This is a genomic window from Vibrio sp. 10N.261.51.A3, from assembly GCF_041471965.1.
GTDB classification, from domain to species: domain Bacteria; phylum Pseudomonadota; class Gammaproteobacteria; order Enterobacterales; family Vibrionaceae; genus Vibrio; species Vibrio crassostreae_C.
In genome coordinates this window covers 1-16657 of record NZ_JBFRPK010000058.1, presented here as the reverse complement: position 1 = coordinate 16657, position 16657 = coordinate 1, and the positions used below count along the sequence as shown (strand labels likewise).

Below are 16657 nucleotides of genomic sequence, written 5' to 3'. Positions count from 1 at the left end.
ATAATTAAGTCAGAATCTCAAATGGAAATGAACTCGTTATACATCGATGGCGCAGCGGTTAAAGCAACCTCTGGTGAAACCTTTGATAGCATTAATCCTGCGAACGGTGAACCTATCGCGACGTTAGGCCAAGCATCTTCAGCGGATGTCGACAGTGCTATTGAATCTGCTAAACGCGGATTTGCGGTATGGTCTGCAATGACCGCTGTGGAACGCAGCCGCATTCTGTTGAAGGCAGTGGAAATATTTAGAGCTCGAAATAATGACCTTGCAAACCTTGAGGTTGTTGATACGGGCAAGCCGCTGCAAGAAGCAATTGAAGTGGATGTGGCGTCTGGCGCTGATGTTATTGAATACTTTGCTGGCTTGGCTCCAACGCTGCAAGGCGACCAACAGCCGCTGAGTGAATCTCAATTTTTCTACACTCGCCGCGAGCCGCTAGGCATTTGTGCGGGCATTGGCGCGTGGAACTACCCAATTCAAATTGCGATGTGGAAATCGGCTCCGGCATTGGCTGCGGGTAACGCGATGATTTTCAAACCTTCAGAAGAGACTCCGCTCACAGTTCTAAAGCTTGCAGAGATCTTTACTGAAGCTGGTCTTCCTGATGGCGTGTTTAACGTGGTTCAGGGCGATTACCGTGTTGGTCAGATGCTAACGGCGCACCCAGACATCGCGAAAGTGTCGTTCACGGGCGAAACCGGTACCGGTAAAGCGGTAATGGCAGACAGCGCTAAGACGCTGAAATCAGTCACCATGGAACTTGGCGGCAAGTCACCGATGATCGTGTTTGATGATGCGAAATTGGATGATGCAGTTTCCGCTTCGATGGTTGCTAACTTCTACACCCAAGGCGAAGTGTGTACCAACGGTACTCGTGTCTATGTACATGAAAACATCTACAACGCATTCATCGACCAACTTAAAACACGCACTGAGAAGCTGATCATTGGTGATCCAATGGACATGGATACTCAGATCGGTGCGTTGATTTCTAAAGAACACCTTTCAAAAGTCCTTGAAGCCATTGAGCTAGCTAAGCAGTCGGGTGCAACCTTGCTGACGGGCGGCTATCAAGTGACAGATAACGGCCTCGAAAACGGCAACTTTGTTATCCCAACCGTGTTTGTGGATTGCGAAGACAACATGCCTCACGTTCAGCAAGAGATCTTCGGCCCTGTGATGTCAGTGTTGAAGTTTACGGACGAAGACGATGTGATTCGCCGCGCTAACGACACCAAATATGGCCTAGCGGCTGGCGTGTTCACGCAAAACCTTTCTCGTGCTCACCGCGTGATCCATCAAATGCAGGCTGGTATTTGTTGGGTTAATACGTGGGGTGACTCACCTGCAGAAATGCCGGTTGGTGGTTACAAGCTTTCGGGTATTGGCCGTGAAAATGGACCAGAAACCCTACTTCACTATACGCAGACTAAGAGCATTCTTATTGAACTTGGCGACTACGCCAGCCCTTATGCCTAACGCGTAACACTCAATTTTATGGGTTAGCTTAACAGAGCTAGCCCTACTGACTCATCTCAGGGAAATCAAAACATGGAACAACGCTACGATTATATTATCGTCGGCGCGGGTTCGGCCGGCTGTGTGTTAGCGGATAGGCTAACGGAAAGCGGTGAACATAGCGTTTTATTACTGGAAGCTGGTGGTACGGACAAGAGTATTTTTATCCAAATGCCAACCGCGCTTTCTTACCCAATGAATACTGAAAAGTACGCTTGGCAATTTGAAACAGAGAAAGAGCCGGGCCTTGATGGACGTGAACTGCACTGCCCACGTGGCAAAGTGTTAGGCGGCAGCTCATCGATCAACGGTATGGTTTATGTTCGTGGCCACGCGTGTGATTTTGACCAATGGGAAGAAGAGGGCGCTGCGGGTTGGAACTACCAAGCATGTCTGCCTTATTTCCGCCGTGCTGAATCATGGAACAAAGGTGGTGATGAATACCGTGGAGACAATGGCCCTGTCGGCACTTGTAATGGTAACGATATGGAGCTCAACCCGCTTTACCAAGCGTTCATCGATGCAGGTAAAGACGCCGGTTACCCAGAAACACAAGACTACAACGGCTACCAGCAAGAAGGCTTCGGCACTATGCATATGACGGTAGACAAGGGTGTTAGAGCCTCAACCTCTAACGCTTATCTACGTCGAGCATTGAAGCGTTCAAACCTGACCTTGAAGAAAGGTATCGTGGCGCGTCGTTTCCTACTTGAAGGACAAGACTCAAATGGTCAATCGGGCTTGAAAGCCGTCGGTGTCGAGTTTGAAAAGTCAGGAAATACCCAGGTGGCTGTGGCGAACAAAGAAGTGATCTCTTCTGCGGGTTCTATCGGTTCTGTTCAACTGCTGCAGCTTTCTGGTATCGGCCCGAAAGCGGTGCTTGAAAAGGCTGGCGTTGAAGTTAAACACGAACTAAGCGGTGTCGGTGAAAACCTTCAAGATCACCTAGAAGTGTACTTCCAATATCACTGCAACGAACCGATCACACTCAACAGCAAGCTTGGCTTGGTGAGCAAAGGCATGATTGGCGCGGAATGGATTCTGACTCGCAAAGGTCTGGGTGCTACTAACCACTTTGAATCGTGTGCGTTCATTCGCTCTCGTAAAGGATTGAAGTGGCCAAACATTCAATATCACTTCCTGCCAGCAGCGATGCGTTACGACGGACAAGCGGCCTTTGATGGTCACGGTTTCCAAGTACACGTTGGGCCTAATAAGCCAGAGAGTCGCGGTACGGTTGCGATCACTTCTGCTGATCCGCATGCCAAGCCAGAGATCATTTTCAACTACATCTCGACTGAGCAAGACCGCCAAGATTGGCGCGATTGTATTCGTCTAACGCGTGAGATCTTGTCTCAACCAGCAATGGATGCTTACCGAGGTGAAGAGATTCAGCCGGGTCTAAGTGTGACTTCCGATGAAGCAATCGACGAATGGGTTAAGCAGAACGTGGAAAGTGCGTATCACCCTTCATGTGGCTGCAAAATGGGCGCTGATGATGATCCAATGGCAGTGCTTGATGAAGAGTGTCGTGTTCGCGGTATTGATAATCTGCGCGTTGTCGACTCATCTGTTTTCCCTGTTATTCCAAACGGAAACTTGAACGCCCCGACCATTATGGTGGCTGAGCGTGCTTCCGATTTGATTTTGGGCAATCCAATGCTCAAAAAGCAGGACGTTCCAGTGTGGATTGCACCTGAATGGCAAGAGAAGCAAAGAATCAATAAACCAGTAAGAGAAGCGTAAGCCTCTGTTATTGAGATAAAAATAATAAAAAGTAACAACCAAAATTAGTCAAAAGTCAGCAAAACTGCCCTGATTAGTATGAGTTAGGGCAGAAAAAGGAAAGATAAAAAGGAATCATTATGACGACTCAACATAAACAAACCGCTACAAAAAAGGTATTAGCAACATTAGCCATTAGTTCATTTGCATTTGGCGCTAACGCTTCTATTGAACCGCAGCAATGTGAAAACGTTCGATTCGCTGATGTAGGCTGGACTGACATTACCGCTACAACCGCCGTTACTTCCGAACTATTAAAAGGCCTTGGTTACAAAACCAAAACCGACCTACTTTCAGTACCGGTGACATACTCTTCAATGGCGAACGGCGATATTGACGTATTCCTAGGTAACTGGATGCCAACCATGGAAGGCGATATTGCTAAGTACCGTGAAGAGGGCACGGTTGAAACCGTTCGTGCCAACCTTGAAGGCGCAAAATACATACTAGCTGTACCAAAATACGTGTACGACTCTGGTGTGAAAAGCTTCGCAGACCTAGCAAAACATGCCGACAAATTTAAAGACCGCATCTACGGCATCGAACCGGGTAACGACGGTAACCGCCTAATCCAATCAATGATTGATTCTGACGCGTTTGGCTTGAAAGATTTCAGCTTAGTGGAATCAAGCGAAGCGGGCATGGTGTCTCAAGTGTCACGCGCAGCACGTCGTAGCCAATGGATTGTTTACCTTGGTTGGGCTCCACACCCGATGAACAGCAATGTTGAGATGGAATACCTTTCAGGCGGTGACGACTTCTTCGGCCCTAACTACGGTGGCGCGAATGTTTACACCAACGTTCGTTCAAACTACCTGTCTGAGTGTGCAAACGTCGGTCAACTTCTACAAAACCTAGAATTCACTCTTGAGATGGAAAACCAGTTGATGGAAGAGATTCTTAACCAAAAAGTGAAGCCAGAAAAAGCGGCTCAACAGTGGTTGAACAACAACCCTCAACAAGTTGAAGCTTGGTTAGACAACGTAAAAACGCATAAAGGTGAATCAGCGACTCAAGCCGTTACTGAATACCTAAAGCAAGTTAAAGCTTAGTTCTACCCATCTCAACAGCTACATAAATAATAAAGGTGGGCTTACCAATTTATCGATTGGTTTGAAGTAGTCCACCCATAATAAAAGGCAATATTGTGAATTTTATTACGGAAAACAAAATCCCTGTCGGACAATGGATGGAAGCGGGTGTTGATTGGCTAACAATCAACGCAGCAGGATTCTTTGACGCTATTTCGATTTTTCTAGAAACCGTCATTATGTTTTTAGTCGATGTATTTAAGTGGATGCCGCCTGCTCTGCCAATCGTGATGACCGCTGCGATTGCGTGGTACTTACACCGTAAACCTTCGCTAGTGATCTTTGTGGTCGCGGCACTGCTGACTATTCTTAACCTCGGCTACTGGCAAGAAATGCTGGAAACCTTTGTTCTCGTCTTTGCGGCGACAACGATTTCCGTATTAATTGGCGTACCGGTTGGCATCATGGCTGCGCATCGCCCTTGGTTATATACGGTGCTTAGACCCATTCTTGATTTAATGCAGACGGTTCCAACGTTTGTGTATCTGATTCCGACTTTGGTTTTATTCGGTTTGGGCATCGTTCCTGGCTTAATCTCGACCATTATTTTCGCGATAGCTGCACCGATTCGTTTGACCTACTTAGGGGTAACGAAAGTCCCTGAAGAGCTGATTGAAGCGGGTAAAGCCTTTGGTGCAAGTCGCATGAAGTTACTGCTCAAAGTTGAATTACCTGCCGCTCTGCCAAGCATCATGGCGGGTGTCACCCAATGTATTATGTTGTCGCTTTCGATGGTGGTTATCGCCGCTCTTGTTGGTGCTGACGGGCTTGGTAAACCGGTTGTTCGTGCATTGAACACAGTGAACATCTCACAAGGTTTTGAAGCCGGATTAGCGATTGTTTTAGTCGCAATCATCCTTGACCGCTTGTGCAAAACACCAAACCAGAAGGAAGCTTAATCATGTCTATCTCTCAGGAACAAAAGGCAATGGACGCGATTACCATTAAAAACCTTGATGTTGTGTTTGGTAACAAAGCCAATCAAGCGCTGGAACTACTCGATCAAGGTAAAACTCGCCAAGAGATCATCGATGAAACAGGTCAAGTTGTCGGCGTAGACAATGTGTCGCTGACCGTTGAAGAAGGCGAGATCTGTGTATTGATGGGTTTGTCTGGTTCTGGTAAATCATCTTTGCTTCGCGCAGTTAACGGTTTGAATGAGATCAGCCGTGGTTCACTAACAATCAAAGACGGTGATCAACAAGTCGATTTAGCGCAATGTGATGAAGCGACTCTGCGTCATCTTCGTACTCACCGTGTATCCATGGTTTTCCAAAAGTTTGCTTTGATGCCATGGCTTAACGTATTAGACAACGTGGCGTTTGGTCTTGAGATGCAGGGCGTAGCGAAAGATGTTCGTCGTGCAAAAGCGCGTGAACAACTAGAAATGGTCGGCCTAGCCGAATGGGAAACCAAATTCCCGCATGAGCTTTCTGGCGGCATGCAGCAGCGTGTTGGTTTGGCGCGTGCTTTTGCAATGGATACCGACATTCTATTGATGGATGAACCGTTTTCGGCGCTTGATCCACTGATTCGTGCTCAACTGCAAGATGAACTGATCACACTGCAAAACAAACTCAACAAAACGATTCTGTTCGTGAGTCACGACCTAGATGAAGCACTGAAGATTGGTAACAACATCGCGATCATGGAGTCAGGAAAGCTGATTCAACACGGTAAGCCTGAAGAGATCGTATTGACGCCAAAAACAGAATACGTAAAAGACTTCGTTGCTCACACCAACCCACTGAATGTACTTAAAGGTCGCTCTTTGATGCAGCCTCTTGATTCACTGACGCAAGAGAATGAAAGCTGGAAGATTTGCGATTCTAAAGATCTCTGGATTGAACAGAGCGAAGGTGCTTTATCTGTGAAAGGTGAATCTGCTTTGGCGCTTGTTGAGTGGAGTGAGTCTGACGACTTAACTGCGATCAACGAGTCGAGTGTAGTTGTGGCAAGCCCGGAAATTGGCATGCGTGATGCGATTAAACTGAAACAGCTAAGTAATCACCCGATTTTGCTGGTGGAAGACAATCAACTGGTCGGTATTCTGGATAACAGCGAGTTTTACAACGCACTAACGGGTAATTTTCAGATGAATACAGCCGCGTAAAATTTCGTTTTCCAGCTTGGCGATTAGGGCTGGTTTTTTATTAGATGGAGAGGGTTAAGTCTCTCTATCTCTATGATTATTAAGATATATTATTCTTTGAGTTTGTATTCTCTGGTTCATTATTTTTGTCTTCATTGAAGCTTTCATTTCCCCTTCATTAAGCAAAAGTGCCGTACCACGCAAGTTTAGTGGTATAGAAAAGATTGAGAATAGTATGAACATCAGTACAATGCGGAAAAATCAATGAAGTAATTTATCAATTTACAGTGTAATTCGAGCTCACCTGACGTAAATAATCAGGACATATCATCGCTTCGACGCTGTAAAACCATTCACAGTATATTAGTACAAAGGTCTGCATCTTGGACAAACATGACGAAATCCTGGTCGCTATTCGCCAAATTATTCGCGCTATCGATTTACATTCGAAAAAGCTGAGTAAAGAGTATGGTTTGACTGGCCCTCAATTAATCTTAATGAGAGCAATCCAAGAAATGGGTAATGTGACGATCAAAGAATTGTCTAATCACACCAATGTAAGCCAAGCCACCACAACCACGATCATCGATCGCTTGGAACTGAATGGCTATGTACAACGTGTTCGCAGCTCGTCAGACCGACGCAAAGTACACGCAAACCTGACTGAAAAAGGTCAAGAGTTGCTAAACAATGCGCCGCCACCGCTGCAAGATAACTTCGTTAAAAAATTCCAAAACCTAGAGCCGTGGGAGCAAAGCTTACTGCTTTCTTCAATGCAGCGAGTATCATCAATGATGAACGCAGAAGACATCGACGCCGCTCCAGTACTTCAGCTTGAAGGCATTGCAAACGTAGCCAAGAGTTAACGTTAATTTTAAATTGTTTTTTAGAACAATAACTTAAGTAATTATTAAATGGTCGTATTAAGCGGCCATTTTTGATCTTGCCATTTAAAATCTCTATTTACCCTGTGTGTTAGTTACGCTTTCTTATTTTAAATTCCCCTGACTTTTTGCCCCGTTTGTAGCCGCCTCATTGGATTGTCATCAAAACTCCATTGACTATTCTCTGACAATAAAACGCTAGACCGACCGGTCTGTTGTGTATTATTGTGTGCTCATCTTAACCACTAGGTGATGTATGAAACACGAATTGACGCCAACACAAATGACCATGACGTTGAACAACATGCAGGGAGCTTTTGCACAGAACCCGATGCCAGCGGTATCGGTGAGAATTGAGCAGTTGCTTGCACTTAAATCTGCGCTTATCGATTACACAGATCGTTTGTGTTCAGCCGTGAGTGAGGACTATGGTCACCGCAGTCGACAAGACACTTTAATGGCCGACATATTGCCTTGCATCGGAAATATTGATCACAGCATTGAGTGTTTACCTCATTGGTCGACATCTTCGATTCGTCATTCCGGCCCTTTGCTTTCAACCTCTCGTGTTGAAGTGGTTTATCAACCCAAAGGCGTTGTCGGGATCATTGCTCCGTGGAACTTCCCGATCATGTTATCCGTCGGCCCGCTTATTTCGGCGTTGGCAGCGGGCAATCGCGCCATGATCAAGATGAGTGAATTTACCCCAGCTACGAACCAAGTATTAAGAGCGCTATTGGCGGAAGTCTTCCAATCCGATGAGGTGTGCTTGGTTGAAGGTGAGGTAGAAATCGCAGCCGCATTTTCGGCGTTGCCGTTTGATCATCTTCTGTTTACGGGGTCAACCCAAGTGGGTCGCCAAGTGATGAGGTCAGCGGCTGACACGCTAACTCCAGTCACGCTAGAGCTAGGTGGTAAGTCACCGGTTATCGTTGCAGAAGACATGCCAATTGATATCGCGGTTGAGCGAATCATTTATGGTAAGAGCCTCAATAACGGGCAGGTGTGTGTGGCTCCTGACTATGTATTGCTACCCGAAGGGAAAGTTGAATCTTTCATTCAAGAGTATAAAAAACAGTACCAATTGCTGTTCGATGAAGGGGTCTATTCCGAGAGTTTGACGTCCCTAATCAATCCTCGTCAATGCGATCGTATTGTCGGCTTGTTGAATGAAGAGCAACAAGCAGGAACGCGAACCGTCGCTTGCCATGACGAAGCGATGGACTTAGATAACCATCGTTTGGTGACGCACCTAATTGTTGAACCAAGCCTGTCATCCAAGATGATGAACGAAGAGATTTTCGGCCCACTATTACCCTTGATTACGTATCGCAATATCGAAGAGGCGTTCCAAGTCATCAATAGCAAACCAAGGCCGTTAGCGCTCTATCTAATGAGCTTTGATTTGAGCTTACAAGCTCAGGTTAAACACCAAGTTCATTCCGGCGGAATGTGTATCAATGATTGTGTTTTCCATTTAGCGGTTGATGACGCACCGTTTGGTGGCATTGGTGAATCAGGGCAGGGCAATTATCACGGTAAAGAAGGTTTCCTTACTTTCTCCCATGCCAAAACCGTCTTGGAAACGGGCTTAGATCATCGAGTTAAGCATCTGTTTTCAAAAGAAGACAACGAATTAAAGACCGCAGTGATGAACATGCTTGGCAAGTAAATCATTTCTGTCATTACCCAATTTATCTACAAGAAGTTATTTATAAAAAATTATTTTTACGACGTTATTTTAAGAGGTTATTTTTATGTTAGAACGTTTTTTTGAACGAACGATGAAAGCGTATTTGATGGTTACAGGATTCTTAACCGCAACCGCTTTTTCTACTTTTCTTGCGCCTGATTGGAGCATGCAAACGCTGTTCTCGTACAACGAAACCATGATGGTGAACAAAGAGTACCTTATGGGAACTTACCAGCACTGGGGCGTTATGGTTGGCTGTATTGGCATCCTACTCATGTTCTCGACCAAATATAAGTCGCTGCGTACATCGACCATGATTTACAGTGCATTTGAGAAGTCGATGTTTGTTGGCATCTTCTTATACAACGTGTGTATCAACGATTATGAGTGGTTCTATGGTTGGAGCGGTGTGTTTGCGCTCGATGGATTTGTGACTGTCTACTCTTTAGTTTACCTGTATTACTACCTCACTAGAGACAAAAGCAAGGTGCCAGCTCATCTTCGTTAATAGTTAATGAGTTGCTCATGGTGAATCAATGACACTTATTCAATGATCACTCACTCACTAGCTTACTTATCACTACAGCCCGCATTTGCGGGCTTTTTTCGTTTTGGGGCAATGATCCATAAAGATCTTAATTGACATATCTTTGACATTAACACTCTAGACCGACCGGTTTGTATTGGTTATTGTTTAGTCATCAACTAGAAATGAGGTAAATACCATGACAACCAATAATTTTAACTTTCAACTTAAAACCATTGTTCATGCTCAAGAGAATGGCATTGAAAATATCCCTTCTCTTTTTGGTCGCTTAGGTGCGCAAAGAGTCGTGCTCTTTTCTGATAAAGGCTTGGAGTCTCTTGGCTTTGTTGAGCAGTTCTCGGCGTTGTTTGTAAACGAAAAGGTGAACCAGCCAGGCAATGAACAAGCGGTTCAGCTTGTTGGTGTGTACACCGATATCGCGCCAGACGCGACTTGCGACAACATCAATGCTGCCATTGAGTTTGCAAACAGCGTCAATGCTGATGCGATTTTGTCTGTTGGCGGCGGCAGCGTGATTGATGCTTCTAAAGGTGTGAAATACGCATTTCATAAGAAGATAGATGACATTCGCACCGTGATTGCGGGTGGTGGTCATATGGATGTGTGGCCAAACAATGAAGATATTCGAGTGCCCCACATTGCGGTTCCGACAACGGCTGGCACAGGCGCAGAAGCTTCTCCTATTGCTGTTTTTTACAACGAACATGAAAACATTAAGGCAAGCCTAGTCACATCGGGATTGGAAGCCGATATCGCAATCCTTGATCCAACGGTGACCACTAAGCTGCCAGCTCACCTTACTCGTTCTACAGCCATGGATGCGCTAACACACGCTGTTGAAGCGATTGTCTCGCCAATGAGTAATGCATTCACCGACGCTTACGGCATTCAGGCTGCAAAACTGATTGTTGAAAACTTACCCTTGGCACTTAAAGAGCCAGGAAACCTAACAGCACGCGGCAATCTTCTTCAAGCTAGCACCATGGCGATCTCTGCTTTCTATTCGTCTTTGGGCGGCATTCCAATTCATAACTGTGCTCACGCCTTTGGTGCGATTAGCCACGTTCCACATGGCGATGCCAACACGGTGCTGATGCCGGTTGTGATTGAAGCACTGCCAGAGTTCTACATGCCGAATGCGGCGAAGTTAGCTCAAGCTTTCTCTGTCGACACTACGGGAACCGATGAGATGGTTTACCAGAGAGTGTTGGATTTCTTAAACAACTTCCAAACTAGTGTGGGTGCGATGAAGCGTTTCAGCAGCTGGGACTTTGATGCGCAAGAGAAGAGCAACATTGCAGAAGCGATTGAAAAAGACATCTGTTTTCAGTTCTACCCAATCTCGAAACAGACGATTGAAACCATCATAGAGAAAGCGATTTAAGTCTCTGTCTTAATCGACTGAATGTTATGACCATTTAATTCAGTCCCTGATTCACTCAACAATCATTACTCGAGAGACAATTATGAAAATCGAAAACGTATTGCTATCAAGCTTGTGCATCATCGCGCCATTCCTACTTTTCACCTAACTCATTCAACAGGGACGTTGTGACCTTTATTCCCGAGGAGGAAATAAATGATCAATAAACGTTTAACTACCGTGATTCTGACTGGTGTTTTGGCTGCTCTGTTTTTTGCTAAAGCAAGCGTTGGAAGCGAAAGCTCTAAGAACGCAGCCACCATGGATCAATCGCAGCAGCATCAAGACGTCGTGCAACTGTTGGATGAGGCTTATCAAGGGCAATTGGAAGCCCAGCTCTCTGTCGCTTACTTATATCTGAGTGGAGAGGGCGTAGAACAGGATGACGAAAAAGCCGCGGAGTGGTTTGTCACCGCAGCCAATAACGGTAGCCCTGAAGCTCAAACACAGCTTGGGTTGATGTATATCTCTGGAAGTGGCGTTCAAGCCAGCCAAGCGGAAGCTGTCACCTGGATTGGCATGGCAGCAGCTCAAGAGTATGACCCTGCGCTCGACTTATTACATTGGATGTCGCAAGCCGCGCATTAATTCAAATCCTAACTCAGGTTAATCACAGAAAGGTTAACCTCAGAAAAAGTTAATCACAGAAAAAGTTACTCGCAGAAAAGTTAATTACTGAAAAGTTAATCACAGAAATTGGAGAACGTCTTATGCAGACATTCAAGAAATCTTTAGTCTTCACTGCAATGACCGCGGCAAGCAGTGCTGCTCTTGCGGCTGAATCAGAAAAACCGAATATTGTTGTTATTGTTGGCGATGATGTGGGCTTTGCCGATACACAGCCTTATGGATCAGAAGCGGATACCCCAAACCTGATGGCGCTGGCTGAAGAGGGGGTTAAGTTTACTAATTTTCACGCGTCACCAACTTCATCGGTAACGCGCTCTATGATGTTAACCGGAGCAAATAGCCACGAGGTTGGGCTAGGCACCTTCGACTATGCTGTCTATCCGGGTGCGATTGGCAAGCCGGGTTATGAAGGTTACCTCACCAAGAAAGGGGTTACGGTCGCAACGCTGCTTAAAGAGAGTGGCTATAACACTTATCTCTCTGGTAAATGGCACTTGGGGCACGAGGATGGCTTCTTACCTGACGATCGAGGTTTTGAAGAGAGTTACGGTATATTAGCGGGCGGCTCTAATCACTTTAATCGAGATATGATGTTCCCGGCCAAAAATGCCGCGACAGCGGATGCGCTGCAAAAAGGGGATATTCCCGGCGTCGAAGTTGAGCCAACTTACCGTAACGGTGAAGTGGTTGAGGACAAGTACAAAGGCGAGTATTCAGACCAAGTTTACACCAACGAGATCATCAAGATGATCGACAGCAAAAAAGACGACGGTAAGCCTTTCTTCGCTTACGTCCCATTCACCGGTATTCACCTGCCACTGCAAGCGCCTGAGTCTGCCTATCAAGATAAAGTCGATTACTACGTTGAACATGGTTGGGACTCGGTTCGAGAAGATCGTTTCCAACGCATGAAAGAGATGGGTGTGATTCCAAAAGACGCCGATATTTCAGATCGTAACGCATTAAGCCGACCTTGGGACTCGCTCTCTGAGAAAGAACAAAAGTGGTACGGAAAGAAAATGGCTGTCGCGATGGGCATGATGGAAATGCAGGACCAACAAGTCGGTCAGATAGTCGATCACCTGAAAGAAATCGGGGAATACGATAATACTTACATCATGTACCTAGCGGATAACGGCCCAGAAGCGGCGGATATTACCGGTGAAAATATCAGTGATTTGATCCGAACGTGGACTGCTCATCATTTTGATAATTCGACTGAAAACTTGGGCAAGGCGAACTCCAGTGTGTCACTTGGCCCTGAGTGGGCAAGCGCTTCAACCGGTGGCCTATCTTGGTACAAAGCTTACACAGCAGAGGGCGGTATCCGTGTGCCGTTTATCGTTAAGCCAGCCAAAGCGCTTCTAGAAGGTGAAGATGCGTTACAGCCGGGAACTCAAACAGATGACTTATCACAAGTGAAAGACATTGCAGCCACGATTCTTGAGATTGCAGAGGTAGAGCATCCAGGAATGGAATATCAAGGTCGAGAAGTAGCGCCGATGAGTGGTGTGAGCTTGTTGCCTTACTTCAAAGGGGAAACGGCAGACGTGCACAGTGCCAACAATGCGATTCCATTTGAATTGTTTGGTAGCGGAATTCTGCTTAAAGGTGATCATAAGATCATCCGAATTTCTACGGGAATGGGCGGTGACAGTGAGTGGCACTTATACAACACCAAGAAAGATCCAGCTGAGCAACATGACTTGAGAAATGAAATGCCAGATCTGTTCCTTGAAATGGTCGCTGAATATCAAGAATACGAAAAAGCGCAAAATATCGTCCCGGTTGACGAAGCGTGGAACCCGTTTGAAAACGTGAAATAGAGGAAAAAACCACTCGGCCAACCTAATGCCATCAAGCTTGGTTGGCCGATGAACACCGTGTAAAGGAATTACGAATTGTTTTAGCTAATACAATAACTTTTACATCGAGGCACTCTTCATGACGACATTATCGCTATCAAATTTGAGTTCAGTTCCGCAGTTCAATGGCAAAGCACACAGCAAACTTCAGGCGTTAGCAAAACCGATTGGGGCGGTGTGTAATATCAGTTGCACCTACTGTTATTATTTAGAAAAACAACAGCTGCTTGAATACCCAAAAGGCTCTCAATATACGATGGATGAAGTTCTGTTAGAGCGTTATATCAAGCAATATATAGAAGGGCAGAATACGCCTGAAATCATCTTTTCTTGGCATGGTGGAGAGCCTACCTTGTTGGGGATTGAGTACTTTCAAAAGGTCGTCGAGCTGCAGAAAAAATATTGTCCTAGCTACAGTAAGATCAGCAATGACCTTCAAACCAACGGCACGTTACTGAATGATGCGTGGTGTGATTTCTTCAAAAAGAATGACTTTATCATTGGTGTGAGCATTGATGGCCCAGAGCACTTACATAATCACTACCGAACTAACCGTGCAGGCAAAGGCACTTTTTCTCAAACAATGCGTGGCATTCGCTACTTGAAGCAACATAACGTCGAGTTCGCGACCCTAAGCTGCGTGAATGATGTGACAGGAAAATATCCATTAGAGGTCTATCGCTTTCTGCGTGATGAAGTGGGTTCGAAGCAATTGCAGTTTATTCCTGTGGTCGATAAGCGTGCTGCTCATACTAACAACAAATGGCTCACCAACCAGAAGGCGATCATTCCTGTTTCAGGCGATCTAGAGCCGTGGAGTGTTGAATCAGCACAATGGGGAGAGTTTCTCTCTACGATTTTTGATGAATGGTACCAACATGATTTTGGTCAGGTGCTCGTGCCTTATTTTGAAAACTTCTTTGGTGTGTGGATGGGGAAAGAAAGCACTATGTGTACATTGAGTGAGATTTGCGGAAAAGGGTTAGCGGTTGAGCCCAATGGCGATGTGTATTCATGTGACCATTATGTCTTTCCTGAATTTCAGCTGGGTAATATTCAGGAACAAGCACTTTCAACTTTAGCCTTCTCGCTAAAGCAGCAGCGTTTTGGGTTCGCCAAACAGAAGTCTCTGCCGAAACAATGCCAAGCCTGTGAGTTTAAATTTGCATGCCATGGCGAGTGCCCTAAAAACCGCATCATCAAAAGTCGAGATGGTGAGGCTGGGTTAAATTATCTCTGTGAAGGATGGCTGAGCTTCTTCAAGCATATCGACCCTGTTATTAAGGGCTTATTCAAAGCTAATAATATTCCGTCTCGTCTGGGGTGAGGGAGTAAGCGTGAATCGATTTAATCAATGTTTACAGTAAGGTAGAAGGCTCGCATAAATTATGCGAGCCTTTTGGTATTTGGTATTTGGTATTTGGTATTTGGTATTTGGTAACGGGTATCTAGTCAGCCGATTCTTGGGCTGGGTTCATGGCGAGAAGAGTCTCTTCCATGGCATTGTTTAGAATCGAACGGTTACGCTGCATGGCGGCCATGAGCGTTGAGCCTAGCCATAGACCATAAAGCATTCGAGACAGCGATTCTGGCTCTGCGATCGTGAAATCACCGGCCTCATTGCCTTCTTCAAACAGCTTCGCCATACGCAGGATGATCTTTTCTGCGCCTATTGCCATTGTGGACTGTAACGGGTTAGCCGACCCAGATACTTCTCCCGCCAGTTTTACGACAAGACATTGGATATTGAAGTCTTCAGTCAGTTTCGATGCACACCAAAACTCAAAATAGGCTTTTACGCGGTCACGACGAGAAAGCGACTCATCACTTAAAAAGTCGTCCAGCTTAGCGAGGTGATCATCAAAGTAGTTGGTAAGAAGGATCTCACCAAAGTGTTCTTTGGATTTGAAGTAATGGTAAAAAGAACCCTTCGTGCCTTCCGCTTGGTTGATGATTTTCATCAGGCCAACACCAGCAAACCCGTGTTCATTAATAAGGCTAAACCCTGCATCGAGCATAGCTTGTCGCATGTCTTTCATTGTTCTTACTCTTTATGCTGAGAATGAGGAATAGTGTAACGAGCAACATACCAACCGTCCAGTCTAGCGCGTTAGGACGCGGTCAATAATTGATTCGTTCCGTCAAAGTAACATTTTCTCTTATTGGCACTTCTAAGCGACAAAACTTTTTTCAAGATAAGCACATCCTATAAATCGAAAATAACAACCTTAAAGGGCTTGTTTGGTGCCTTAAAATGGCTAAATCAGGGGGTTTTAAGTTACTGTTTTTGTTGGTTTTTAATTTGGTGTTTTCTTGAGATCGCAATGGTAGTCTTAGCTTAATTTCTTTAGGGGGCTAAATGGACACCAATAACAGCACTTATCATCACCACAATTTTGCTCAGCAAGACTTATCAGAGCTTACATTTACAGCCTGTACGTTTATCCGTTGTGATTTCAGACGTTCGAACTTACGTGATGCAACGTTTATTAACTGTAAGTTTATCGAACAAGGCGATATTGAGGGATGTCACTTCGATGTTGCAGATTTGCGTGATGCAAGTTTTCAGAACTGTCAGTTGGCGATGGCGAATTTTAGTAATACGAATTGCTATGGTATTGAGTTACGTGATTGTGACCTGAAAGGGGCGAACTTTACTCGTGCGAATTTTGCCAATCAGGTAAGCAATAGAATGTATTTTTGCTCTGCATATATTACGGGCTGTAATCTGTCATACGCCAATTTTGAACAAGCTTGTTTAGAGAAGTGTGAGCTGTTTGAGAACCGTTGGATAGGCACTTACCTTGGCGGTGCGTCACTGAAAGAGTCTGATCTCAGCCGAGGTGTGTTCTCGGAAGATGTATGGGGGCAATTCAGTATGCAAGGTGCTAATTTATGCCATGCTGAATTAGAAGGGTTAGATCCTCGCAAGGTAGACACATCGGGAATTAAAATCGTTGCTTGGCAGCAAGAGCAACTGCTTGAAACCATGGGTATTGTGGTCATGCCCGATTGATAGCTGTAATTTCCAACGGCAGGCTATTTGGAATATGTAAGATTTCGCTATAGAAGAAAAGCCCAAAGCTAATAACTTTGGGCTTTTCCGTATTGTGCGCCGAGCATGGC

14 protein-coding genes are annotated in these 16657 nt (G+C 45.4%); 13 read left to right on the top strand and 1 reads right to left on the bottom strand.

The annotated features are described in order from the left end of the window. The first annotated feature begins 21 nt into the window (after positions 1–21). From betB to AB4371_RS14655, 12 genes are all read left to right on the top strand, one after another. Complete coding sequence (betB, locus tag AB4371_RS14710) at positions 22–1482, top strand: betaine-aldehyde dehydrogenase (RefSeq protein WP_372150223.1); 1461 nt, start codon at positions 22–24, stop codon at positions 1480–1482. A gap of 72 nt (positions 1483–1554) precedes the next feature. Further along, a complete protein-coding gene (gene betA / locus AB4371_RS14705; protein ID WP_102398298.1) occupies positions 1555–3267 on the top strand; it encodes a choline dehydrogenase in 1713 nt (570 codons plus the stop codon). Between the two features lie 119 nt (positions 3268–3386). Then, a complete protein-coding gene (locus AB4371_RS14700; RefSeq protein ID WP_372150222.1) occupies positions 3387–4358 on the top strand; it encodes a choline ABC transporter substrate-binding protein in 972 nt (323 codons plus the stop codon). 95 nt (positions 4359–4453) lie between these two features. Further along, complete coding sequence (gene choW, locus AB4371_RS14695) at positions 4454–5296, top strand: choline ABC transporter permease subunit (protein WP_048610272.1); 843 nt, start codon at positions 4454–4456, stop codon at positions 5294–5296. Between the two features lie 2 nt (positions 5297–5298). After that, positions 5299–6510: a choline ABC transporter ATP-binding protein gene (gene choV, locus AB4371_RS14690; protein ID WP_372106649.1), complete on the top strand. Its 1212-nt coding sequence runs from the start codon at positions 5299–5301 to the stop codon at positions 6508–6510. Positions 6511–6872: 362 nt separating this feature from the next. Beyond that, positions 6873–7355: a MarR family winged helix-turn-helix transcriptional regulator gene (locus AB4371_RS14685; RefSeq protein WP_017061075.1), complete on the top strand. Its 483-nt coding sequence runs from the start codon at positions 6873–6875 to the stop codon at positions 7353–7355. Positions 7356–7629: 274 nt separating this feature from the next. Further along, positions 7630–9045 (top strand): coniferyl aldehyde dehydrogenase, encoded by a 1416-nt coding sequence (locus tag AB4371_RS14680; RefSeq protein ID WP_102393802.1) that lies wholly within the window; start codon positions 7630–7632, stop codon positions 9043–9045. 85 nt (positions 9046–9130) lie between these two features. After that, positions 9131–9574 carry a hypothetical protein gene (locus AB4371_RS14675; RefSeq protein WP_102393803.1) on the top strand — a complete coding sequence of 148 codons (444 nt, stop codon included), beginning with the start codon at positions 9131–9133 and terminating at the stop codon, positions 9572–9574. Between the two features lie 217 nt (positions 9575–9791). Then, a complete protein-coding gene (locus tag AB4371_RS14670) occupies positions 9792–10997 on the top strand; it encodes an iron-containing alcohol dehydrogenase (protein ID WP_102393804.1) in 1206 nt (401 codons plus the stop codon). A 195-nt stretch (positions 10998–11192) separates the two neighbouring features. Further along, entirely contained in the window at positions 11193–11624 is a 432-nt protein-coding gene (locus AB4371_RS14665) for a tetratricopeptide repeat protein (protein ID WP_102393805.1), read from the top strand. 122 nt (positions 11625–11746) lie between these two features. Next, on the top strand, positions 11747–13492 hold the full coding sequence (locus AB4371_RS14660; RefSeq protein WP_102393806.1) for an arylsulfatase: 1746 nt from the start codon (positions 11747–11749) through the stop codon (positions 13490–13492). Between the two features lie 118 nt (positions 13493–13610). Further along, positions 13611–14858 carry an anaerobic sulfatase maturase gene (locus AB4371_RS14655; RefSeq protein ID WP_102393807.1) on the top strand — a complete coding sequence of 416 codons (1248 nt, stop codon included), beginning with the start codon at positions 13611–13613 and terminating at the stop codon, positions 14856–14858. A 121-nt stretch (positions 14859–14979) separates the two neighbouring features. Here the strand turns inward: AB4371_RS14655 and AB4371_RS14650 are convergent, their stop codons facing one another. Beyond that, on the bottom strand, positions 14980–15570 hold the full coding sequence (locus AB4371_RS14650; protein WP_102393808.1) for a TetR/AcrR family transcriptional regulator: 591 nt from the start codon (positions 15568–15570) through the stop codon (positions 14980–14982). Between the two features lie 320 nt (positions 15571–15890). Between AB4371_RS14650 and AB4371_RS14645 the strand changes: the two genes are divergently transcribed. Then, on the top strand, positions 15891–16547 hold the full coding sequence (locus tag AB4371_RS14645; protein ID WP_102393809.1) for a QnrS family quinolone resistance pentapeptide repeat protein: 657 nt from the start codon (positions 15891–15893) through the stop codon (positions 16545–16547). Positions 16548–16657: the final 110 nt, after the last annotated feature.

Coding starts and splice junctions, on each gene's coding strand:
- betB (WP_372150223.1), top strand. CDS start 22: ATGGAAATGAACTCGTTATACATCGATGGCGCAGCGGTTAAAGCAACC.
- betA (WP_102398298.1), top strand. CDS start 1,555: ATGGAACAACGCTACGATTATATTATCGTCGGCGCGGGTTCGGCCGGC.
- AB4371_RS14700 (WP_372150222.1), top strand. CDS start 3,387: ATGACGACTCAACATAAACAAACCGCTACAAAAAAGGTATTAGCAACA.
- choV (WP_372106649.1), top strand. CDS start 5,299: ATGTCTATCTCTCAGGAACAAAAGGCAATGGACGCGATTACCATTAAA.
- AB4371_RS14680 (WP_102393802.1), top strand. CDS start 7,630: ATGAAACACGAATTGACGCCAACACAAATGACCATGACGTTGAACAAC.
- AB4371_RS14675 (WP_102393803.1), top strand. CDS start 9,131: ATGTTAGAACGTTTTTTTGAACGAACGATGAAAGCGTATTTGATGGTT.
- AB4371_RS14670 (WP_102393804.1), top strand. CDS start 9,792: ATGACAACCAATAATTTTAACTTTCAACTTAAAACCATTGTTCATGCT.
- AB4371_RS14665 (WP_102393805.1), top strand. CDS start 11,193: ATGATCAATAAACGTTTAACTACCGTGATTCTGACTGGTGTTTTGGCT.
- AB4371_RS14660 (WP_102393806.1), top strand. CDS start 11,747: ATGCAGACATTCAAGAAATCTTTAGTCTTCACTGCAATGACCGCGGCA.
- AB4371_RS14655 (WP_102393807.1), top strand. CDS start 13,611: ATGACGACATTATCGCTATCAAATTTGAGTTCAGTTCCGCAGTTCAAT.
- AB4371_RS14650 (WP_102393808.1), bottom strand. CDS start 15,570: ATGAAAGACATGCGACAAGCTATGCTCGATGCAGGGTTTAGCCTTATT.
- AB4371_RS14645 (WP_102393809.1), top strand. CDS start 15,891: ATGGACACCAATAACAGCACTTATCATCACCACAATTTTGCTCAGCAA.